The sequence below is a fragment of the Klebsiella sp. RHBSTW-00215 genome, from assembly GCF_014103785.1.
Lineage (GTDB): Bacteria > Pseudomonadota > Gammaproteobacteria > Enterobacterales > Enterobacteriaceae > Klebsiella.
Genome location: NZ_JABXQS010000001.1, coordinates 154738 through 176111 on the forward strand (window position 1 = coordinate 154738; position 21374 = coordinate 176111).

Sequence of the window (21374 nt, forward strand, 5' to 3'; positions counted from 1 at the left end):
CTAGTTATAATCCATAAAGAAACGAGTGACGGCGTAGAAATCCCCTGCCTTAATATGTTGCTGAACCGGAACCAGTGAAGCGGTGAATTTCAGCGTATTATTCTCATCACTCAAAAGATATCCCGAAGAGGGTTCCCCAAAGGTTAAAACCTCTCCATGGCGATCGCGAATCTGTATACCAAACCCTTTCCCTTCGCCATCAGGTATTAATACCGTAGAATCTTGCGAAGAGGCGTTTCCTGTAAAGGTAATCGTGGCAAAAGCGCCTGGACTTGGCTGATTATCACTGCCGAAAGACTCGCAGCCGATTAAGCGCACCAGAAAAGGCCGGGTAAGTTTGCCCTCTTGATCCATATTAATATCGCGAGCGGATATATTACCAAAATCCACCCATAGCTCTCGCGAGTCAGGATCAATATCACATGCGGCGGCAACCAGCTCGCCAGAAAGCTCTAACTTTCCTGGGGTAAAATTAGTACTCAAAGCATGTCCGGAAAAGAGCAATACAGATACGAATAACCCTATCAGTCTCTTTTTCTCTGTATCCTTTACCATACTCAGAATTCCATATTATCTGGTATATAGCCAAATATCGCGGGGAGAAATCTCCCCGCGAACGATAACTCAAAATCGATTATTGATAATCGATAGTGAAATTGATCGTTGACTGGAATGCACCAGCGGTCACGGTAGTTGTAGAACCGCTTGCTGCTGCTTCTGCTTTCAGGAAGGCCACGAAAGGAATGGTGTTAGTTCCATCAACCAGAGTTACCGGAGTAGTCTGCGCGCCCCAGGTAACAGTCTGGCTAGCACTGTCTTTCAGGCCGATACCCGCACCAGATGCGGAACCAGAAGTGAATGCTGCCAGAGTAGGATCGTTCGGGTTAACCGAAGTCGGAGTGTAGGAAACAACGGCACTGCTGGCAATGGTGGTATCGCAGTACTGCAGTTCGATGTTTTTGGTTTCAGTTGCCTGACCACCGCCTTGCAGCAGGGAAACAGGAACCTGACCAAAATCAACGGTTACCGGGCTGGACGACGGGGCTAAACCGCAAGCGGTGTTGACCAGCTCACCCTGAAGTTCAATCTGACCGTTAGTTGTATCAGCCAGAGCAGACATAGAACCGAGAGCAGCAGTTAATGCCACAGCCATAGCAACTTTATTCAGTTTCATAGAAAATTCCTGCGTTATAAATTTTTATCCTAAAAAGTAAAGAGCGATAAAGTCGTGGTATTATATTTGCCCAACGACCTGCAGCCCTCCGCATCACCGTAAAATCCGTTTTAATAATTAAATCGCCACTATTTAAGATTTAATTAAAGCCAGATCCCCTGGTCGACAAAAGATTATCAAATCATTTTCCATGTAAAAAGTAATACATTGAACAGGTAATTAAAAAAACATTTAACCTCGCGAACATTATTAGCCCAGGAAATTAACTCGCAGAGCATTGAGATACATCCTAAAAACAAATTACGAAAGGTTATTAATAGATTAAAAACTATAAAAAATGGCCGTTGAATAATTGTAAATTATATTACATTTAATTAACATTAAAATAAATCCAACCCATGTCATGATAGAAAATCGCAAAACATATTGAAGAAACAATATGTTTCATGGCGTTTCTGAGACAGATAGCAGACATCGAACAAAACTCGCCGCTACGCTGCCATAAGCACGCTATTCCTCATCTTTAACTTCACCATGCCACCCACTCTGGCCCCACCTCTTCCTTCTTGTTTTCCTGACATTCAGACTCCGTTATCATGCTGCCTATGTGCAGATGAAAAGAAATGCAGAGTTTCACAGGAACCAATGAGGCGGAGTGCGACGTAATGAGAACAATAAACTCCGCTAACTCATTAAAACTTAAGAAAATGGACATCATAAACTGATGAGTACACTAGAGAATCTTGACGCCCATACCCCTATGATGCAGCAGTATCTCAAGCTGAAAGCCCAGCACCCGGAGATCCTGCTGTTTTACCGGATGGGGGACTTTTACGAGCTGTTCTATGATGATGCTAAACGCGCATCACAACTGCTTGATATCTCGCTGACCAAACGCGGAGCGTCGGCGGGCGAGCCGATCCCGATGGCCGGGATCCCGCACCACGCGGTGGAAAACTATCTCGCCAAGCTGGTTAATCAGGGTGAATCGGTCGCCATTTGCGAACAGATTGGCGACCCGGCCACCACCAAAGGGCCGGTCGAGCGTAAAGTGGTGCGCATTGTTACGCCCGGCACCATCAGCGATGAAGCGCTATTGCAGGAGCGTCAGGATAACCTGCTGGCCGCCATCTGGCAGGACAGTAAAGGCTTTGGCTATGCCACGCTGGATATCAGCTCCGGGCGTTTTCGCCTGAGCGAACCGGCTGACCGGGAAACCATGGCGGCAGAACTTCAGCGCACCAATCCCGCCGAACTGCTGTACGCTGAAGACTTCGCCGAATCCTCACTGATCGAAGGCCGCCGTGGACTACGCCGCCGCCCGCTGTGGGAGTTTGAAATCGATACTGCGCGCCAGCAGCTCAATATGCAATTCGGCACCCGCGATCTCATCGGCTTTGGTGTGGAAAATGCGCCACGCGGACTGTGTGCTGCTGGCTGTTTGCTGCAATATGTCAAAGATACCCAACGTACCTCGCTGCCGCATATCCGTTCCATCACCATGGAGCGCCAGCAGGACAGCATCATTATGGATGCCGCCACTCGCCGTAATCTGGAGATCACCCAGAACCTGGCTGGCGGCATTGATAACACGCTAGCCGCGGTACTCGACTGCACCGTCACCCCGATGGGTAGCCGTATGCTTAAGCGCTGGCTGCATATGCCAGCGCGTGATACCGATGTACTGGTAGAACGCCAACAGACCATCGGCGCGCTGCAGGAACGTTACACTGAACTGCAGCCGATACTGCGCCAGGTTGGCGATCTCGAACGTATTCTGGCGCGTCTGGCCCTGCGCACCGCCCGTCCGCGCGACTTAGCACGTATGCGCCACGCGTTCCAACAACTGCCGGAACTGCGCGCTATGCTGGCCGATGTTGACTGCGCACCGGTGCAACAGCTACGTGAGAAGATGGGCGAGTTTACCGAACTGCGCGAACTGCTGGAGCGGGCGATTATCGATGCGCCGCCAGTGCTGGTTCGCGATGGCGGCGTTATCGCTCCCGGCTACCATGAAGAACTCGACGAGTGGCGGGCGCTGGCTGATGGCGCGACGGACTACCTCGACAAGCTGGAGATCCGCGAACGCGAGCGCCTGGGGCTGGATACGCTGAAAGTAGGCTACAACGCCATTCACGGCTATTACATCCAGATTAGTCGCGGTCAGAGCCAGCATGCGCCGATTCACTACGTCCGTCGTCAAACCCTCAAGAACGCCGAGCGCTACATTATTCCTGAGCTGAAGGAGTATGAAGACAAGGTACTGACGTCGAAAGGGAAAGCCCTGGCACTGGAAAAACAGCTGTACGATCAATTATTCGATATGCTGCTGCCGCATCTTGGCGACCTGCAACAGAGCGCCAGCGCGCTGGCGGAGCTTGATGTGCTGGTTAACCTTGCCGAGCGCGCGGAAACCCTCAACTACTGTCGCCCAACCTTTAGCGATAAACCGGGTATTCGTATCAGTGAAGGCCGCCATCCGGTGGTTGAACAAGTGCTGAAAGAGCCGTTTATCGCTAACCCGCTAAACCTGACGCCACAGCGCCGAATGTTAATTATCACCGGTCCGAACATGGGCGGTAAAAGTACCTATATGCGCCAGACTGCGCTGATTGCGCTGCTGGCCTATATTGGCAGCTACGTCCCGGCACAAAAGGTCGAAATTGGCCCTATCGACCGTATCTTCACCCGCGTTGGCGCGGCGGATGACCTTGCCAGCGGTCGCTCGACCTTTATGGTAGAAATGACCGAAACCGCCAATATTTTGCATAACGCCACCGAGCACAGCCTGGTGCTGATGGATGAAATTGGCCGCGGTACTTCAACCTACGATGGCCTGTCGCTGGCGTGGGCCTGTGCGGAAAATCTGGCGAACAAAATTAAAGCATTGACCCTGTTCGCTACCCACTACTTCGAGCTGACCCAACTGCCGGAAAAAATGGAAGGCGTCGCCAACGTCCACCTTGATGCGCTGGAGCACGGCGATACCATCGCCTTTATGCACAGCGTACAGGATGGCGCGGCCAGCAAGAGCTACGGTCTGGCCGTCGCAGCGCTGGCTGGAGTGCCGAAAGAGGTAATTAAGCGCGCGCGACAGAAACTGCGCGAGCTGGAAAGCATTGCCCCGAGCACCGCCGCCACTCAAGTAGATGGTACGCAGATGTCGCTGCTTTCCGCTCCGGAAGAAACGTCGCCTGCGGTTGAGGCGCTGGAAAATCTCGACCCGGACTCACTGACCCCACGTCAGGCGCTGGAGTGGATTTATCGGCTGAAAAATCTGGTGTAGTTGATGTAGTCGTCTATACGGGTAGCTTCGGTTGCCCGTATAATGACAACCTCCATAACAAAAACGATTAACGCCATATATATTGATATGGTGAACAACATCCTGACAATGAAAAAGAAATATTTATATATATTATTAATATGCATTGCGACATTAGTTATGTATATACTCCAACCAGCAGAAACCACTCGTCATGATAAAGCCACGTTAAATTATTTCGTTAACTTAATTAAATCCCCCTCCGTTGATAAAGGTATAAACACGCCAGGCATATTTTTGGAAATTTCCGCGATTCGCGATAATACAAAGTCCCAATATAATCTCCGCGCATATTATCTGGAAAAGAAAGCGGGAAATATTTATGACCCGCAAACAGGGGAAAAATGGATGCGGCTGGCCGCCGGGCAAAACTACGCTCCAGCCCAGCTCTGGTTAGGCAATATGTATCATCTGGGCTATAGCGTAGCGAAAAATACCCGGGAGGCCGCTCTCTGGTATCTGAAAGCGGCAAACAACGACAACTCCACCGCGCAAAGCAATCTTGGCGTCTTGTATATGACCGGAGATGGCGTCAAGCAAGACGTACAACAGGCGGTCAGTTGGTATAAGAAATCTGCGGCGCAGGGAGATGCAGCAGGTCAGCAAAATTTAGGCCGCAGTTATGAAAGAGGCATCGGTATCGCCCCTGATATTGAGCGAGCTATCTATTGGTATAAAAAATCGGCGGCGCAAAACTCTGCTTCCGCGCAGTTCGCCCTCGGCCAGCTCTATTACTTCGGTCAATACGTTCCGCAAAATTATGCTTTAGCCTGGGAGTGGTTTATGAAGGCGGCAAAACAGAACGATGTTAACGCCCTGTTTAATTTAGGCGTAATGTACAACGATGGTAACGGCGTAACAAAAAGCAAAGCGCAGGCCTTATCCTGGTTTCGCAAAGCCGCCGAACAAAATGATTCCGAGTCACAATATATTGTCGGAGAAATATACGACGAAGGAGATGGCGTTCCGGTAGATAAAAAACAGGCCGCATATTGGTATCAGCTCGCCGCCAATAATGGTCATCAGCAAGCAAAAAAAGCGCTGGAGAAATAGCGCGGCTGAAAGAATGGGTGCATGAGAATGAAGCCTGACAACCAGTACGCGGGGTCGCCCCCGCGTTGATGCTACTTCTTCGATTCGTAAGCGAGAACAGCTTTAAACTCCATACTACGCTCTTTGATACTTAGCTCGCATAGCGAGTTACGTACCATCAGCGTAAATCCCAGCGCTGTGATACACAGCACAATGATTGCCACAAGGGCATATTTTGTCAGCATGTTTTGCCTCCCTGCAAAGAAGAGACTAACATCTGAATTGTCTAGGTTCATCCGTTAGCCTCAGTTGATAGAAATATCTCCTGGGGCTTTCGTCTATCTGGAACCTCAAAAATGCTCAAAGCCAGATAGCCTCAAGCACCCGTGTTTATTCTATACCCGCTGATGACGAAAATTACCTTGAGTAAGTTGAATTCCATCTTTTTATTGCAGGTTGCGATAATGCTCGCAAGAATTTATATCTATTAGTCCCAGCTTTAATTTATAAATCAAATATAAAACGGGCCAGACTTAGCGGGCCCGTTTCTTTTAGCGCTTATCTTCCGCCAGCAGCGGCGGAATACTCGGCACCATTGGCGATTCATCAATATCCTTCTGCGTCATGCGAAACGCTTCCGGATAGTGCTCGCGGCTGGTGCGGCGTAGCGGCTCGGTATCGCGCCAGGTGTAGAAACAGTGTTGGCACTGAAATACCGTCCAGACATCTTTTACCGGCGACTTCGCCAGCACTTCAATATGTTCATCGACGCAACGTGGACAAATCATCTTTATCTCCTTATTAACGGTTGGCCAGCATGGCGGTCAGTTTTTCAACCCAGGCTTTGGTTTCAGGGAGGTCCTGTACCGGCTGGCTGTAGTGACCACGAAGATCCGGCGCAACCGGCGTAGTCGCGTCGATAACCAATTTGTCAGTGATCCCCGCCGGGCTTGAGCCAGGGTCAAGTTCCAGCACGGACATATTCGGCAACTGGACCAAATCCCCCGCCGGGTTCACTTTCGAAGACAGCGCCCACATCACCTGTGGCAGGTTGAACGGATCAACGTCCTCATCAACCATAATCACCATCTTCACATAGCCCAGACCGTGTGGCGTGGTCATCGCCCGCAGGCCAACCGCACGGGCAAATCCGCCGTAGCGTTTTTTAGTGGAGATAATCGCCAGCAGGCCGTGAGTGTACATGGCGTTGACGGCCTGCACTTCCGGGAATTCCGCTTTCAACTGCTGGTACAGCGGCACGCAGGTCGCCGGGCCCATCAGGTAGTCGATTTCTGTCCACGGCATACCGAGGTAGAGAGATTCAAAAATCGGTTTAGTGCGATAAGAGACTTTATCGATCCGCACCACCGTCATATTGCGCCCACCGGAGTAGTGACCGGTGAATTCACCAAACGGCCCTTCGATCTCGCGCTTGCGGCTCTCAATAACGCCCTCAAGAATCACTTCCGAGCCCCACGGCACGTCAAATCCGGTTAGCGGTGCGGTGGCAATCGGGTACGGACTTTCGCGCAGCGCGCCCGCCATCTCATATTCCGACTGATCGTACTTCAGCGGCGTGGCGCCCATCAGGGTGATAACCGGGTCATTACCGAGGGTGATAGCGATCGGCAGGTCTTCGCCGCGCTCTTCGGCTTTGTGCAGATGCAGTGCGATGTCATGCATGGGGATAGGTTGCAGGCCCAGCTTACGCTTGCCCTTCACTTCCATGCGATAGATACCGACGTTCTGCTTGCCAAAATTGTCCGGGTCCAGCGGATCGCGAGAAACCACGCAGGCTTTGTCGAGATAAAAACCGCCATCGCCATCGTTCAGACGAAACAGCGGCAGAATATCAAACAGATTAATGTCTTCACCGTCGACGGTATTTTCTGCCCACGCCGGGTTTGCCCGACGCTCCGGCGTTACCGGGAATTTATCCCAGCGACGAATAAACTCATCAATCTGTTTTCTCACCGGCGTGTTCGGCGGCAAACCCATCGAAATAGCGTGGTTCTGCCACGAACCGATAGTATTCATCGTCACACGGGCATCGATAAAACCACGAATATTGTCGAACCACAGCGCCGGTGCACCATCGCCAATACGTCCGGTGGCGTTAGCGGCGGCAGCAAGATCCGGCTCCGCGTTAACTTCTTCGCTAATTTTCAGCAGTTGCCCCTGGTCGTCCAGCGCCTGCAAGAAGCTGCGCAAATCATCAAAAGCCATTATTCATTCTCCTGTGAAAAATTCTCTTCCGTCCGTAACCCGTTCCAGCGACGTGCTTTGTGATAATCCAGACCAAACTGATCCATCACCCGCGCAACAACGTGGTCAGTGACGTCTTCAATGGTTTCAGGGTGGTTGTAATAAGCGGGCATCGGCGGCACCATCGCAACGCCCATGCGGGACAGAGCCAGCATGTTTTCCAGATGGATGGTGCTCAGCGGCATTTCGCGCGCGACCAGCACCAGCTTACGGCCCTCTTTCAGCACCACGTCAGCCGCCCGACCAACTAATCCTTCGGCATATCCGGCACGAATACCGGCCAGCGTCTTCATACTGCAAGGGATGACAATCATGCCGTCGGTACGAAATGAACCAGATGAGATGATGGCGGCCTGGTCGGCAGGGCTATGCGAGAAATCAGCCAGTTCAGACACTTCGCGCGCACTGTACGGCGTCTCCAGTTCTATCGTGGTTTTGGCCCATTTCGACATCACCAAATGGGTTTCCACTTCCGGCATCTCACGAAGCGCCTTAAGCAGCGCCACGCCCAGCGGAGCGCCCGTCGCCCCGGTCATCCCAACAATTAACTTCATCATCACCTCACACATTGTTCGTATACGAACATTTTTATTAACCCTACGCTTGCAAGGCCATCTACGCAAGGTTGTTTATATACGTCCGCATTTTTAATCAAAACAGGAAAAATGCGCAAAAGCGCTGCGAACGGCTATCATAGAGCCAACTGTTTTATTACGGAGTTGTCATGGAGTTAAGAAACGAGGCGTTCCATCTATTGCGCCAGCTTTTTCAACGGCACACCGCCCGCTGGCAGCACGAACTGCCGGATCTCACCAAACCACAGTATGCGGTGATGCGCTCGATTGCGGAGCATCCGGGCATTGAACAGGTGACGCTGACGGAGGCGGCGGTCAGCACCAAAGCGACGCTGGCGGAAATGCTGAGCCGCATGGAGAGCCGGGGACTGGTACGTCGTGAGCACGATCCAGCCGACAAACGCCGCCGTTTTGTCTATTTAACCGAGGAAGGCCAGGCGTTGTTGGCAAACTCCATGCCGCTGGGCAACGCTGTTGATGAAGAGTTTTTGGGTCGTCTGAGCGACGAAGAGCGCCAGCAGTTTTCACATATTATTCATAAGCTGATCGCGCAAGAACAAAAAGATTAACCCTGGCGTTCGCGTAAAAAATCAATAAACGCCCGGACCTTAGTGGGTACATGCTGCGCATCCGGGTAGACCGCGAACACCCCCTGATGCGGAAAAGTAAATTCCGGCACCACCTGAACCAGTTTTTGCTCTCTTAGCGCAGTCGCCACCAGCCACTCGGGTAACAATGCAACACCGCTACCCGCCAGCGCAAATGCCATCAGCGCACTGGCGCTGTCTGCCGACAGACGCGGTACCTTTTTAATGTCAAAAGCGATGCTCTCATTGCGCGGCCCAGTGAGCTGCCAGCGTAGCGGCGCGGACAGGCGCTCATGAATAATCCAATCCGCCTGAGCCAACGCCTCAAGGGTTTTCAAAGGATGCTCAGCCAGCCATGCCGGGGCAGCTACCGGGATAATGGCAAAGCGGGATATCAACGCCGCCCGGTAACGTGAATCCGCCAGCGTTCCGAGGCGAATCGCCACATCAAAACGCCCGGAGATTAAATCCGCGTGATGCGAAGAGGAAACGTGGCGCACGCGCAGCGTCGGGTGCCGCGCACTGAACTCCGCCAGCGCAGGAATAATCACCTGCGCACCATATTCTGGCGTCGTGGTCATCCGCAGTTCGCCGCTCAACCCCGAGTGGCTGGCCCGCACCTCATCTTGCAGGTTTTCAGCCGTTTTCAGTAACGCAACGCCGCGATGATAGAACAGCGAACCGGCCTCAGTCAGCGTGAGCCTGCGCGTGGATCGCAACAACAGCGTGACGCCAAGTTCGCTCTCCAGCTGTCGGACGTTAAAGCTGATCACCGCTTTGGTTTGCCCAAGCGCCGCTGCCGCAGCGGTAAAGCTGCCGCTATCCACCACCGCCACAAACATGGTCATTCGCTGTAGATTCAACATGCCATCACTTATTGTCAAAAAATTTTAGACAGTATATCCCCGAACGTCGCGTTTATCCGCCCCACTGACGAGGTTTAGAGTAGCGGCCTTCAGGGGGGATTTAAAATGACGTATCGCAGCAAGGTCGCAACCGTTTTTCTGCTTGGCTTCTTTCTCGACTTAATCAATATGTTTATCGCCAGCGTCGCCTTTCCAGCGATGAGTCAGGCGCTGCACGCATCGCTGGGCGAACTGGCGTGGGTGAGCAATGGCTATATCGCCGGACTCACCCTGGTACTGCCTTTCAGCGCCTGGCTCAGCCAGCGATTTGGTGCCCGGCGCATCTTTTTGCTTTCACTGGGCCTGTTCAACGTCGGGGCGCTGGCCTCAGGACAGGCTGATTCACTAACAAGCCTCATTTTGTGGCGCGCGTTGCAGGGGATGGGCGGCGGGCTGTTGATTCCAATAGGTCAGGCGCTAACATGGCAGCAGTTTAAGCCTCACGAGCGGGCTAAACTCTCCGCCGCGGTGATGATGGTCGGCTTGTTGGCTCCGGCATGTTCTCCGGCCCTGGGCGGAGTATTAGTCCAATCACTTAGCTGGCGGTGGGTTTTCTTTGTCAGCCTGCCGCTCGCATTCATCACGCTTGGCCTGGCCGCACTGTGGCTGAAGGATGAGAACAACACCCCGCGAACGCGTCGTTTCCTGCATCTCCCTTTATTGCGCGATCCGCTGCTGCGTTTTTCGATGCTGGTGTATCTCTGCGTACCGGGGACGTTTATTGGCATTAACGTCGTCGGGATGTTTTATTTGCAAAACGTCACCGGATTGTCACCTTCCGCCATCGGCTCTCTGATGCTGCCGTGGTCGCTTGCCTCGTTTGCGGCTATCTCGGTAACCGGTCGTTATTTTAATCGTCTAGGACCGAGCCCATTAATTGCTACGGGCTGCCTGCTACAGGCCGCAGGGATCTTCATATTGGTCGGCGTGGATCCACATACCGCCGGCAGTACGCTAATACTGGCATTTACCTTAATGGGCGCAGGCGGCAGCCTGTGCAGCAATTCGGCGCAGAGCAGCGCGTTTCTTAACGTGGCGAACCCTGATATGCCGGACGCCAGCGCGCTGTGGAATATCAATCGCCAGCTTAGCTTTCTGATTGGCTCAGCAATACTGGCTGCGTTGCTTAGCGTCCTTCTGCGTTACTACCCAACGGAGCTGGCCTGGCGCGGCGTATTTACCACCGCCGCCATGGTTACCCTCGTGCCGCTACTGAGCTGCCTGAGGTTTAATAACCGGGCGATAGTCATGCACCTACAGAGCAAAATGGAGAACCAATGAATCGCTATATCCAGGAAGTACTCGACGCGCACGTAGTCATCGAAAACTGGCTAAGTCAGGGCGAAGGGAGCATAGAGGCGTTAATGCTCCGTTTTAGCGCCGATTTTACGATGATCCCAACAAGCGGCATTCGGATGGGCCATCAGGAAGTTAGCGCCTTTTTCAAGAGTGCTCGCGCCAGACGACCGGGTTTAAAGATTGTCGTTGATAGTGCCGCCCTGCTCGCCGAATGGCACGATGGCGCAGCGGTTGAGTATCGTGAAACCCAATATCTACCAGGTAAAGAGAAGAGCGTGCGTTGGTCTACAGTAATCTTGCGCCTGCAAGAGGAGAAGGTCATCTGGCTGCGTCTGCACGAAACGGCTCAGGGATAGCGGGCCACTAAAAAGAAAAAGGCTCAATCAGATGATTGAGCCTTTTTTAGGAAAGGTATCTTACTCGCGGAATAGCGCTTCGATGTTCAGCCCCTGGCCTTGCAGAATTTCCCGCAGACGGCGCAGACCTTCAACCTGGATTTGACGCACGCGTTCGCGGGTCAGACCAATTTCACGGCCCACATCCTCAAGCGTTGCGGCTTCATAACCCAGCAGACCAAAGCGACGAGCCAGCACTTCACGCTGCTTGGCGTTCAGTTCGAACAGCCATTTGACGATGGATTGTTTCATGTCATCGTCCTGCGTGGTGTCTTCCGGGCCGTTGTCTTTTTCATCGGCCAGGATATCCAGCAGCGCTTTCTCCGAGTCACCACCCAGCGGCGTATCCACCGAGGTAATGCGCTCGTTCAGACGCAGCATCCTGCTCACGTCATCAACCGGCTTATCCAGCTGTTCGGCAATCTCTTCCGCGCTTGGCTCGTGGTCCAGCTTATGGGACAACTCGCGTGCGGTACGCAGATAGACGTTCAGCTCTTTAACAATATGGATAGGCAAGCGAATGGTACGGGTTTGATTCATTATCGCCCGTTCAATCGTTTGACGAATCCACCAGGTCGCATAAGTCGAAAAACGGAACCCACGTTCCGGGTCAAACTTCTCAACTGCGCGAATCAGCCCCAGGTTACCTTCTTCAATCAGATCCAGCAGAGCCAGACCACGATTGCCGTAACGACGGGCTATCTTGACGACCAGACGCAGGTTACTTTCAATCATCCGGCGGCGTGACGCGACGTCACCACGCAGCGCGCGACGAGCAAAATAAACCTCTTCTTCGGCGGTCAGCAGTGGGGAATAACCAATCTCACCAAGGTAGAGTTGCGTCGCATCAAGCACCCGTTGGGTTGCTCCCTGCGAAAGAAGCTCTTCTTCAGCCAGATCGCTATCACTGGGTTCCTCTTCAACTAAGGCTTTCTCGTCAAAAACCTCGACTCCGTTCTCATCAAATTCCGCGTCTTCATTTAAATCATGAACTTTCAGCGTATTCTGACTCATAAAGATGGCTCCTACCCGTGATCCCTGAGCAAAGCACCTTCGCTAAACATCATTCAAACGACGCCCGGACGGTAATCTTTATATCTCCCGCCCTGACGCCTTTTCACTGATGCTACGCTTATGCGTACTTCGCCAAATTATCGCTGCGGTAAATACTGCAGCGGGTTGACGGATTTCCCCTTGTAACGAATTTCAAAATGCAAACGTGTCGAACTTGTACCTGTGCTACCCATGGTAGCGATTTTCTGCCCCGCTTTGATATCTTGTTGCTCTTTTACCAGCATCGTATCGTTATGAGCGTAGGCGCTCAGGTAATCATCGTTGTGTTTGATGATAATAAGATTACCGTAACCGCGCAGTGCGTTACCGGCATAGACGACGCGCCCATCTGCGGTCGCGACAATAGCCTGTCCTTTACTGCCTGCAATATCGATACCTTTGTTGCCTCCTTCGGAGCCACTAAAGTTCTCGATAACTTTGCCATCAGTCGGCCAGCGCCATGAAGAGATCGGCGAACTGGTTGACGTACTGCTTGCAGTCGATTGGGTTGTGCTGACAGCTGGAGCCGTAACTGGCGCGACGGTTGTAGTCGTCGTCGCAGGCTTGTTGTTCGGCAACATCTTATTAGCACTCTGTTCACCTGAAGATTCAGAATACGTAATAGTTGGTTGTGACGCAACCACCGCGGTCGATTTTTGTGCAGAATTTGCGGTCAGCATCCCACCGCTGCTGGCCTGCGCGCTAGCCTGGGCAACAGCGTTATCGCCGGTGATCGGCTGGCCTGACGCGTTGCCGACCTGAAGCGTCTGACCGACGTTCAAACCGTACGGTGCCGGGATATTATTACGCTGAGCCAGGTCGCGGAAGTCGTTCCCGGTGACCCATGCAATATAGAACAGCGTATCGCCGCGTTTAACCGTATAGGTACTGCCTCCGGTGTAGCTACCTTTAGGAATATCGCCATATTTTCGGTTGTAGACAATCTTGCCATCAACCGTTTGTACCGGCTGCTGGGCCATCGGCTGAATCTGGGTAGGCTGCGTCTGTACCGGTTGAGTTTGTACCGGGCGCGCCTGTGGAACGGTGGAAGAGCCAGTATTTGACGGCGGCGTGATCAGCATTCCGGAATTGGTACTGGAAGATGAAGCACCGCCAGCCGAACTGACCGGCGCTGGCGCATTATTGGAGCTGCTACAGCCTGCCAGCCAGAGTGACACCAGTGATAAAGCCGCAATGCGACTTAAGGTAAATTTTGGGCTTCCCGCGCTCATTTATCCCCCAGGAATATGTTAACTGCCAATATCTTGCTCACCGGGCAGCGCCCGGCCAGGACACGAAAAATGCGTCCACCCTATGCCTAAACTTAAGCAAAAAAACCTGGAATAATCCGGGTTCAGGCCAACTCCCCTTTGACAAGAGGAACAAAGCGCACGGCTTCGACAGTATCAATCACAAACTCGTTGCCGCGTCGACGGATCCGCTTCAGGAACTGATGCTCTTCGCCCACTGGCAATACCAGCACGCCGCCATCATCCAGTTGCGCCAGCAGTGCGGCCGGAATTTCCGGCGGCGCAGCGGTAACGATAATCGCGTCGAACGGCGCACGCGCGTGCCAACCCTGCCACCCATCGCCGTGACGGGTTGAAACATTATGTAAATCAAGTTGTTTCAGGCGGCGGCGCGCATGCCACTGTAAACTCTTAATCCGCTCAACCGAGCAGACATGGTGCACCAGGTGCGCCAGTATTGCCGTTTGATAGCCTGAACCAGTGCCAATCTCCAGCACCCTTGAGTCCGGCGTTAGCGTCAGAAGCTCGGTCATCCGCGCTACCATATAGGGTTGCGAGATAGTTTGCCCCTGACCAATCGGCAATGCGGTGTTTTCCCACGCTTTATGTTCAAAGGCTTCATCAACAAACTTTTCTCGCGGCACCTGAGCGATAGCGTCCAGTACGCGCTCGTCGACAATGCCCTGAGTGCGAAGCTGATTGAGAAGACTTTCAACACGTTTACTTACCATTGCGTATCAACTCCGACGCGTTCCAACCAGCCGCTAACCACTTCATGTGCGCTATGGGCGGTTAAATCGACATGCAGCGGAGTAACGGAAACGTAGCCTTCATCCACGGCCGCAAAGTCGGTATCCGGCCCGGCATCGTACTTTTCGCCTGGCGGACCAATCCAGTACAACGTATTGCCGCGTGGATCTTTCTGCGGAATCACCTGATCGGAAGGATGACGGCTGCCGCAGCGGGTCACGCGAATACCTTTAATCTGCTCAAGAGGCAGATCCGGTACGTTGATATTGAGAATGCGCCCAGTGCGCAACGGCTCGCGGCTTAATGCACGCAGAATAGAGCAGGTGACCGCGGCGGCGGTGTCATAATGCTGATAGCCGTTTAGCGACACGGCCAGCGCCGGAAAGCCCAGATGGCGGCCTTCCATTGCAGCGGCTACAGTACCGGAGTAAATAACGTCGTCGCCGAGGTTGGGCCCGGCGTTAATACCGGAAACGACGATATCCGGACGCGGGCGCATCAGGGCGTTAACGCCGAGATAAACGCAGTCCGTCGGCGTGCCCATCTGCACAGCGATATCGCCATTATCGAAAGTGAAGGTGCGTAGTGAGGATTCCAGCGTCAGGGAGTTCGATGCTCCGCTGCGGTTACGATCGGGTGCAACTATCTGAACCTCAGCGAATTCCCGTAAGGCCTTCGCCAGGGTCTGAATCCCTGGCGCATGAATCCCGTCATCGTTACTCAGCAATATTCGCATAATCACCCGTTGTATTGATAAGCTCCCTTACCACGCTGGTAGCGAAGCTGCCTGCTGGCAGCCAGAAACGCAGTTCCACGGTGACGTCATCCCACCAGTTCCAGCTCATCTGCTGCGGGTAGAGCAGCATCGCCCGGCGAGCCGCTTCCACTTTTTCACGCACCAGGAGCGCCTGCAACTGCGTCTCTTCGGCTACTGCCGCCTGCTCGGCGGCTAGCGCATCCCGTTGGCTTCCCCAATCGCCGCTACCCACAAGCGCAGCAGTGATCATCAGTTCACGGTTATCAACCCGTACCTGGAGTTCCGCGAATTCTTCAGAGGTCGCAACGAACCAGCTTCCGCGCCCCGCTAATTGTAGCGCATCGCCATCAACAACCTGATTAAATTCCGGTTTTTTTAATCTAATACCAATCTGTTGATTAAACAATGCACTGCGGGCCGCCGACAACCAAAAACTGCGTTTATTGCGATCGCGCACCGGCGCACCGCTCTCTGCCCAGCGCAGGGCGCCTTGCAAATTGCTACCGCCGATACCAAAGCGCTGAGCGCCAAAATAGTTCGGAACGCCCTGATCAGCAATCGCCTGCAGGCGCTTTTCGACATCATCACGGGCGCTAACTTCACGCAGCACCAGAGTGAACTGGTTGCCTTTCAGTGCCCCCAGACGCAGCTTGCGCTTGTGGCGCGCGTATTCGAGAACCTGGCAGCCTTCGAGCTGAAATTTGCTCAGGTCAGGCATCTCTTTACCCGGCACTCGGGCACACAGCCACTGCTCGGTGACCGCGTGTTTGTCCTTCTGTCCGGCAAAGCTCACTTCACGCGCATGAATTTTAAGGAATTTTGCCAAAGCTTCAGCAACAAAACGCGTATTGCAGCCATTTTTCAGAATCCGCACCAACACGTGCTCGCCTTCACCGTCAGGCTCAAAGCCGAGATCCTCAACCACCACAAAGTCTTCTGGGTTCGCTTTTAGCAGCCCCTGAGCCAGCGGTTTTCCATGCAGATAAGTGAGTTCGTCAAACGCAATCATTTGTCAGCCTTACGCAATAGCGCCACCGCTTCACAAGCGATGCCTTCACCGCGCCCGGTAAAGCCCAGCTTTTCGGTCGTCGTGGCTTTGACGTTAACATCGTCCATATGGCAACCCAGATCTTCTGCGATAAAGACGCGCATCTGCGGGATATGCGGCAGCATTTTCGGTGCCTGGGCGATGATGGTGACGTCGACGTTGCCAAGGCTATAGCCCTTCGCCTGAATCCGCCGCCACGCTTCGCGCAGCAGCTCGCGGCTATCGGCTCCTTTAAAAGCCGGGTCAGTGTCCGGGAAGAGCTTGCCAATATCGCCCAGCGCAGCCGCGCCCAGTAGCGCGTCGGTTAGCGCATGCAGCGCCACATCGCCATCGGAATGTGCCAGCAGCCCTTTTTCATAAGGCACGCGCACGCCACCGATAATGATTGGGCCTTCACCGCCAAAAGCGTGTACGTCAAAACCATGTCCAATTCGCATTAAGCCTTCTCCTGGTGTCGGGAACGGGTAAGGTAAAATTCGGCCAGCGCCAGGTCTTCCGGGCGCGTCACTTTAATATTATCAGCTCGTCCGGCAACCAGTTCAGGATGGAAGCCGCAGTACTCCAGCGCCGAGGCTTCATCAGTAATGGTCGCCCCTTCATTGAGCGCGCGCGTCAGGCAATCAACAAGCAGCTCACGAGGGAAAAATTGCGGCGTCAGCGCATGCCATAAATCGTTGCGCTCGACGGTATGGGCGATAGCGACTTTGCCCGGCTCCGCGCGCTTCATGGTATCGCGAACCGGAGCGGCCAGAATGCCACCCACACGGCTGGTTTCACACAGCTGAAGCAGGCGGCTGAGGTCGTCCTGATGTAGACAGGGGCGCGCGGCATCGTGCACCAGCACCCAATCGGCCTCATCCAGCGCCTTCAGGCCCGCGAGGACGGAGTCCGCGCGCTCGGTGCCGCCATCAACGACGATAATTTGTGGGTGATTCGCTAACGGAAGTTGGCTAAAACGCACATCGCCGGGGCTGACGGCGATGACCACCCGCTGCACGCGCGGGTTCGCCAACAGCGCAGCAACCGCGTGTTCGAGAATCGTTTTGTTACCGATTGAGAGATATTGTTTCGGGCATTCCGTTTGCATGCGGCGGCCAAAACCGGCTGCCGGCACCACGGCGCAAACGCCCGGAAAAGTGGCTGCCATGTCGTAATCCTGGGCCTGTCTATCGATTATTCTGCTGTTGTCCCGCCGCCTGGTTGCGTTTTGACGCATCCGGCACCAGACGATAAAACGTTTCGCCCGGGCGGGTCATACTGAGCTCATTGCGCGCACGTTCTTCGATAGCTTCCTGGCCGCCATTGAGGTCGTCAATTTCGGCGAACAGCTGATCGTTGCGTGCTTTTAATTTGGCATTGGTTGCCTGCTGAGCGGAGACATCGTCATTAACCCGGCTATAGTCATGCAGACCATTTTTGCCGAACCAAAGCGAGTACTGCAGCCAGACCAGCAAAGCCAATAATAGCAGCGTTAATTTACCCATCCTGCCCCCTGAAAAACGGCATCATCATCCCATAACTCGCCCGAGTACTCTACTCTGGCGCGCGGACGACGCCGCGTAACGCGGGGACTGTACCACATTTTTACCGTTGATACCCAGGCTAGATTCATTCGTAAAAAGGACTATCCCAGCAGCCAGAGGAACAGCAGACCGAACATCAGTCCGACGGTCAAAATCGTCGCACCAACGCTGTAGCGAAGTTTACCGTCCAATAGGGAATGCAGCGCGATCCCGACCACCACGGCAACCGGCATGATTGCCAGGAAGAAGGGCCAGGTATAGAGGAGGAAAAATAGCGTGTTACCGCCATAGATAAGGAAGGGAATACCCAGCGCCAGCAGCCATGAGATAAAACCCACGGCAGCGCCTGACAGAGACCAGGTGGTCTCATCATTAGCCACGGGGGGCGGTTCTGAACGAAAAATAGTAATGTTCTGGGTATTACGCATATCGAATCCTGTTGACCGGGCGACCGGCACCCATCGATGCCGTCGCCGTTTCAGGATCTGATAATATCGCTCTGTCGGAGCAGGTCTAATAGTTGGTGCACCAAATTTGTTACCAATTGTTCACCGTCGAGATGGATTTCCGCTCTCTCCGGGGATTCATATACTGAATCAATCCCGGTAAAATTACGTAATTCCCCCGCCCGCGCCTTCTTGTATAAGCCTTTCGGGTCCCGCGCCTCGCAGATAGCCAGCGGCGTATCGACAAAAATCTCGATAAAGCGCCCTTCGCCTAGCCGCTCGCGCACCATTTGCCGCTCCGCACGATGCGGAGATATAAATGCCGTCAATACAACCAGCCCGGCATCGACCATCAGCTTCGCCACTTCACCCACGCGACGAATGTTTTCTTTGCGGTCATCATCGCTGAATCCAAGGTCGCTACACAGGCCATGACGCACGTTATCACCATCCAGCAAATAAGTGCTCACACCAAGCTGATGCAGCGCCTCTTCCAGCGCACCGGCAACGGTGGATTTCCCCGAGCCCGAAAGCCCGGTGAACCACAGCACCACGCCGCGATGGCCGTGATGCTGCTCGCGCTGCTCCTGGGTCACCGGATGCGCATGCCAGACGACGTTTTCGTCATGCCGGGCCATTATTTGCCTCCCAGCAGGTCGCGAGCGTCCCAGTGCGGGAAGTGTTTGCGAACAAGCTGGTTCAGCTCAAGCTCAAACGCGCTGTACTGCGAAGCGCCCGTTTGCGCCTGCTCGTTCGGTTCGCGTACCATGCCCGCGCCAACGGTGACGTTAGTCAGACGGTCGATAAAGATAAGTCCTCCGGTCACCGGGTTATCCTGGTATTTATCCAGCACCAGCGGTTCGTCAAAGGTCAAATCCACCAGGCCAATACCGTTCAGCGGCAGCGATTCCACTTCTCGCTGGGTCAGGTTATTGATGTCCACCTGATAACGCACGCCATCGATACGCGCACGGGTTTTCTTACCGGCGATTTTAATGTCGTAGCTCTGGCCTGGGGTCAACGCTTGTTCCGCCATCCAAACCACGTCGATGCTGGCACTCTGCACCGCAGGCAGAGAGACCGCTGCATCAACCAGCAGATCGCCACGACTAATATCGATTTCGTCTTTCAGCACAATTGTGATCGCTTCCCCGGCGCCCGCTTGCGGCAGGTCACCGTCAAAGGTGACGATACGCGCGACGCTGGATTCCACGCCCGACGGCAGCACCTTCAGGCGCTGACCGAGCGTCACGGTGCCGGACGCCACGGTACCGGAAAAACCGCGGAAATCGAGGTTCGGACGGTTAACATACTGTACCGGGAAGCGCAGCGGCTGATTTTCGACCACACGCTGAATTTCAACGGTTTCCAGCACCTCCAGCAGCGTCGGGCCGCTGTACCAGCGCATTTTGTCGCTCTGGTTGGCAACGTTGTCCCCATCCAGGGCTGACAGCGGCACAAAGCGAATATCCAGATTGCCCGGCAGCTGTTCGGCGAAAGTCAGATACTCTTCGCGAATGCGGTTAAAGGTCTCTTCGCTAAAATCGACGAGATCCATTTTGTTCACCGCCACCACCAGGTGCTTGATCCCCAGCAGCGTAGAGATAAAACTGTGGCGACGGGTCTGATCCAGCACGCCTTTACGCGCGTCGATCAGCAAGATCGCCAGGTCGCAAGTCGATGCGCCGGTCGCCATATTACGGGTGTACTGCTCATGCCCCGGGGTGTCGGCGATAATAAATTTGCGCTTCTCGGTGGAGAAATAGCGGTAGGCCACGTCAATAGTAATGCCCTGCTCGCGCTCGGCTTGTAAGCCATCTACCAGCAACGCCAGATCGAGCTTCTCGCCCTGAGTACCGTGACGCTTGCTGTCATTGTGCAGCGAAGAGAGCTGATCTTCGTAAATCTGTCGGGTGTCGTGCAGCAGCCGGCCAATCAGCGTACTTTTACCGTCATCGACGCTGCCGCAGGTCAGAAAACGCAGCAGGCTTTTGTGCTGCTGGGCATGCAGGTAGGCTTCGACTCCGCCTTCATCGGCAATTTGTTGTGCAATAGTGGTATTCATGGCGGCTCCTTAGAAATAACCCTGACGTTTCTTCAGCTCCATGGAGCCTGACTGGTCGCGGTCAATCACGCGCCCTTGCCGTTCGCTGGTGGTGGAGACCAGCATCTCTTCGATGATCTCCGGCAGCGTTTGCGCGTTGGATTCCACCGCGCCGGTCAGCGGCCAGCAGCCGAGGGTACGAAAGCGCACCATCTGTTTTTTGATCATCTCGCCGGGCTGTAAATTAATACGATCATCGTCGATCATCATCAGCATGCCGTCACGTTCCAGCACCGGACGCTCTGCTGCCAGGTACAGCGGAACGATTTCAATATTTTCCAGATAGATGTACTGCCAGATATCCAGCTCGGTCCAGTTGGAGAGCGGGAACACGCGGATGCTTTCGCCCTTGTTAATCTGGCCGTTATAGTTATGCCACAGCTCCGGACGCTGGTTTTTCGGGTCCCAGCGGTGGAAACGGTCGCGGAAAGAGTAGATACGCTCTTTGGCGCGGGATTTCTCTTCATCACGACGCGCGCCGCCGAACGCGGCATCAAAGCCGTATTTGTTCAGCGCCTGCTTAAGACCTTCGGTTTTCATAATGTCGGTATGCTTAGCGCTGCCGTGCACGAATGGGCTAATGCCCATTGCTACCCCTTCCGGGTTTTTATGTACCAGCAGCTCACAGCCGTAGGCTTTAGCGGTACGATCGCGGAATTCGTACATCTCACGGAATTTCCAGCCGGTATCGACGTGCAGCAGCGGGAACGGCAAAGTGCCGGGATAAAACGCTTTACGCGCCAGATGCAGCATCACGCTGGAGTCTTTGCCGATGGAGTACATCATCACCGGGTTAGAGAATTCGGCGGCCACCTCACGAATGATATGGATGCTTTCCGCCTCCAGTTGCCGCAGGTGAGTGAGTCGTTTTTGGTCCATAACCGTT

Annotated in this window: 24 protein-coding genes; 5 read left to right on the forward strand and 19 right to left on the reverse strand. The window is 53.9% G+C overall.

The window, feature by feature from the left end:
* Nucleotides 1-555 carry a fimbrial protein gene (locus HV127_RS00790; RefSeq protein ID WP_182234490.1) on the reverse strand — a complete coding sequence of 185 codons (555 nt, stop codon included), beginning with the start codon at nucleotides 553-555 and terminating at the stop codon, nucleotides 1-3.
* 79 nt (nucleotides 556-634) lie between these two features.
* A complete protein-coding gene (locus HV127_RS00795; protein WP_182234492.1) occupies nucleotides 635-1174 on the reverse strand; it encodes a fimbrial protein in 540 nt (179 codons plus the stop codon).
* A 724-nt stretch (nucleotides 1175-1898) separates the two neighbouring features.
* Between HV127_RS00795 and mutS the strand changes: the two genes are divergently transcribed.
* Nucleotides 1899-4460: a DNA mismatch repair protein MutS gene (gene mutS / locus HV127_RS00800; protein ID WP_182234494.1), complete on the forward strand. Its 2562-nt coding sequence runs from the start codon at nucleotides 1899-1901 to the stop codon at nucleotides 4458-4460.
* A gap of 42 nt (nucleotides 4461-4502) precedes the next feature.
* Nucleotides 4503-5552: a tetratricopeptide repeat protein gene (locus tag HV127_RS00805; protein WP_182234496.1), complete on the forward strand. Its 1050-nt coding sequence runs from the start codon at nucleotides 4503-4505 to the stop codon at nucleotides 5550-5552.
* A gap of 71 nt (nucleotides 5553-5623) precedes the next feature.
* Here HV127_RS00805 and HV127_RS00810 read toward each other — a convergent pair whose 3' ends face one another.
* The 4 genes from HV127_RS00810 to HV127_RS00825 form a co-directional block, all read right to left on the reverse strand.
* On the reverse strand, nucleotides 5624-5776 hold the full coding sequence (locus tag HV127_RS00810; protein ID WP_182234498.1) for a Hok/Gef family protein: 153 nt from the start codon (nucleotides 5774-5776) through the stop codon (nucleotides 5624-5626).
* Nucleotides 5777-6082: 306 nt separating this feature from the next.
* On the reverse strand, nucleotides 6083-6319 hold the full coding sequence (locus tag HV127_RS00815) for a non-oxidative hydroxyarylic acid decarboxylases subunit D (RefSeq protein WP_112213845.1): 237 nt from the start codon (nucleotides 6317-6319) through the stop codon (nucleotides 6083-6085).
* Between the two features lie 13 nt (nucleotides 6320-6332).
* The gene (locus HV127_RS00820) at nucleotides 6333-7757 is read right to left on the reverse strand and encodes a non-oxidative hydroxyarylic acid decarboxylases subunit C (protein WP_182234500.1); all 1425 of its coding nucleotides are present in this window, start codon (nucleotides 7755-7757) and stop codon (nucleotides 6333-6335) included.
* Nucleotides 7757-8350: a non-oxidative hydroxyarylic acid decarboxylases subunit B gene (locus tag HV127_RS00825; RefSeq protein WP_182240513.1), complete on the reverse strand. Its 594-nt coding sequence runs from the start codon at nucleotides 8348-8350 to the stop codon at nucleotides 7757-7759. The genes HV127_RS00820 and HV127_RS00825 overlap by 1 nt, the downstream gene beginning before the upstream one ends.
* A 170-nt stretch (nucleotides 8351-8520) precedes the next feature.
* On the opposite strand from HV127_RS00825, the gene HV127_RS00830 reads away from it, so the two are divergent.
* Entirely contained in the window at nucleotides 8521-8940 is a 420-nt protein-coding gene (locus HV127_RS00830) for a MarR family transcriptional regulator (RefSeq protein ID WP_182234502.1), read from the forward strand.
* On the opposite strand, the gene HV127_RS00835 is transcribed toward HV127_RS00830, so the two are convergent.
* Nucleotides 8937-9824, reverse strand: coding sequence for a LysR family transcriptional regulator (locus HV127_RS00835; RefSeq protein WP_182234504.1), 888 nt, complete (start codon nucleotides 9822-9824; stop codon nucleotides 8937-8939). The genes HV127_RS00830 and HV127_RS00835 overlap by 4 nt on opposite strands.
* A gap of 105 nt (nucleotides 9825-9929) precedes the next feature.
* Between HV127_RS00835 and HV127_RS00840 the strand changes: the two genes are divergently transcribed.
* Nucleotides 9930-11144: an MFS transporter gene (locus tag HV127_RS00840; protein ID WP_182234506.1), complete on the forward strand. Its 1215-nt coding sequence runs from the start codon at nucleotides 9930-9932 to the stop codon at nucleotides 11142-11144.
* Nucleotides 11141-11518 carry a DUF4440 domain-containing protein gene (locus HV127_RS00845; RefSeq protein ID WP_182234508.1) on the forward strand — a complete coding sequence of 126 codons (378 nt, stop codon included), beginning with the start codon at nucleotides 11141-11143 and terminating at the stop codon, nucleotides 11516-11518. Before HV127_RS00840 ends, HV127_RS00845 begins: the two co-directional genes overlap by 4 nt.
* Nucleotides 11519-11578: 60 nt before the next feature.
* On the opposite strand, the gene rpoS is transcribed toward HV127_RS00845, so the two are convergent.
* From rpoS to cysD, 12 genes are all read right to left on the reverse strand, one after another.
* Nucleotides 11579-12571: an RNA polymerase sigma factor RpoS gene (rpoS, locus tag HV127_RS00850; protein ID WP_110275838.1), complete on the reverse strand. Its 993-nt coding sequence runs from the start codon at nucleotides 12569-12571 to the stop codon at nucleotides 11579-11581.
* 137 nt (nucleotides 12572-12708) lie between these two features.
* The gene (gene nlpD / locus HV127_RS00855) at nucleotides 12709-13842 is read right to left on the reverse strand and encodes a murein hydrolase activator NlpD (protein ID WP_142514522.1); all 1134 of its coding nucleotides are present in this window, start codon (nucleotides 13840-13842) and stop codon (nucleotides 12709-12711) included.
* Nucleotides 13843-13964: 122 nt separating this feature from the next.
* Nucleotides 13965-14591, reverse strand: coding sequence for a protein-L-isoaspartate(D-aspartate) O-methyltransferase (locus HV127_RS00860; RefSeq protein ID WP_110275840.1), 627 nt, complete (start codon nucleotides 14589-14591; stop codon nucleotides 13965-13967).
* Nucleotides 14585-15346 carry a 5'/3'-nucleotidase SurE gene (gene surE / locus HV127_RS00865; RefSeq protein WP_110275841.1) on the reverse strand — a complete coding sequence of 254 codons (762 nt, stop codon included), beginning with the start codon at nucleotides 15344-15346 and terminating at the stop codon, nucleotides 14585-14587. Before surE ends, HV127_RS00860 begins: the two co-directional genes overlap by 7 nt.
* Entirely contained in the window at nucleotides 15327-16376 is a 1050-nt protein-coding gene (gene truD / locus HV127_RS00870) for a tRNA pseudouridine(13) synthase TruD (protein WP_182234510.1), read from the reverse strand. Before truD ends, surE begins: the two co-directional genes overlap by 20 nt.
* The gene (gene ispF / locus HV127_RS00875) at nucleotides 16373-16852 is read right to left on the reverse strand and encodes a 2-C-methyl-D-erythritol 2,4-cyclodiphosphate synthase (protein ID WP_110275843.1); all 480 of its coding nucleotides are present in this window, start codon (nucleotides 16850-16852) and stop codon (nucleotides 16373-16375) included. Before ispF ends, truD begins: the two co-directional genes overlap by 4 nt.
* Nucleotides 16852-17562, reverse strand: coding sequence for a 2-C-methyl-D-erythritol 4-phosphate cytidylyltransferase (ispD, locus tag HV127_RS00880; protein ID WP_182234512.1), 711 nt, complete (start codon nucleotides 17560-17562; stop codon nucleotides 16852-16854). Before ispD ends, ispF begins: the two co-directional genes overlap by 1 nt.
* Before the next feature lie 19 nt (nucleotides 17563-17581).
* A complete protein-coding gene (gene ftsB / locus HV127_RS00885; protein WP_004104977.1) occupies nucleotides 17582-17899 on the reverse strand; it encodes a cell division protein FtsB in 318 nt (105 codons plus the stop codon).
* Nucleotides 17900-18039: 140 nt separating this feature from the next.
* A complete protein-coding gene (locus HV127_RS00890) occupies nucleotides 18040-18366 on the reverse strand; it encodes a DUF3561 family protein (RefSeq protein ID WP_110275845.1) in 327 nt (108 codons plus the stop codon).
* A gap of 50 nt (nucleotides 18367-18416) precedes the next feature.
* Nucleotides 18417-19022: an adenylyl-sulfate kinase gene (cysC, locus tag HV127_RS00895; RefSeq protein WP_182234514.1), complete on the reverse strand. Its 606-nt coding sequence runs from the start codon at nucleotides 19020-19022 to the stop codon at nucleotides 18417-18419.
* A complete protein-coding gene (gene cysN, locus HV127_RS00900; protein ID WP_182234516.1) occupies nucleotides 19022-20449 on the reverse strand; it encodes a sulfate adenylyltransferase subunit CysN in 1428 nt (475 codons plus the stop codon). Before cysN ends, cysC begins: the two co-directional genes overlap by 1 nt.
* 9 nt (nucleotides 20450-20458) lie before the next feature.
* Nucleotides 20459-21367 carry a sulfate adenylyltransferase subunit CysD gene (gene cysD, locus HV127_RS00905; RefSeq protein WP_112213858.1) on the reverse strand — a complete coding sequence of 303 codons (909 nt, stop codon included), beginning with the start codon at nucleotides 21365-21367 and terminating at the stop codon, nucleotides 20459-20461.
* Between the last annotated feature and the right edge of the window lie 7 nt (nucleotides 21368-21374).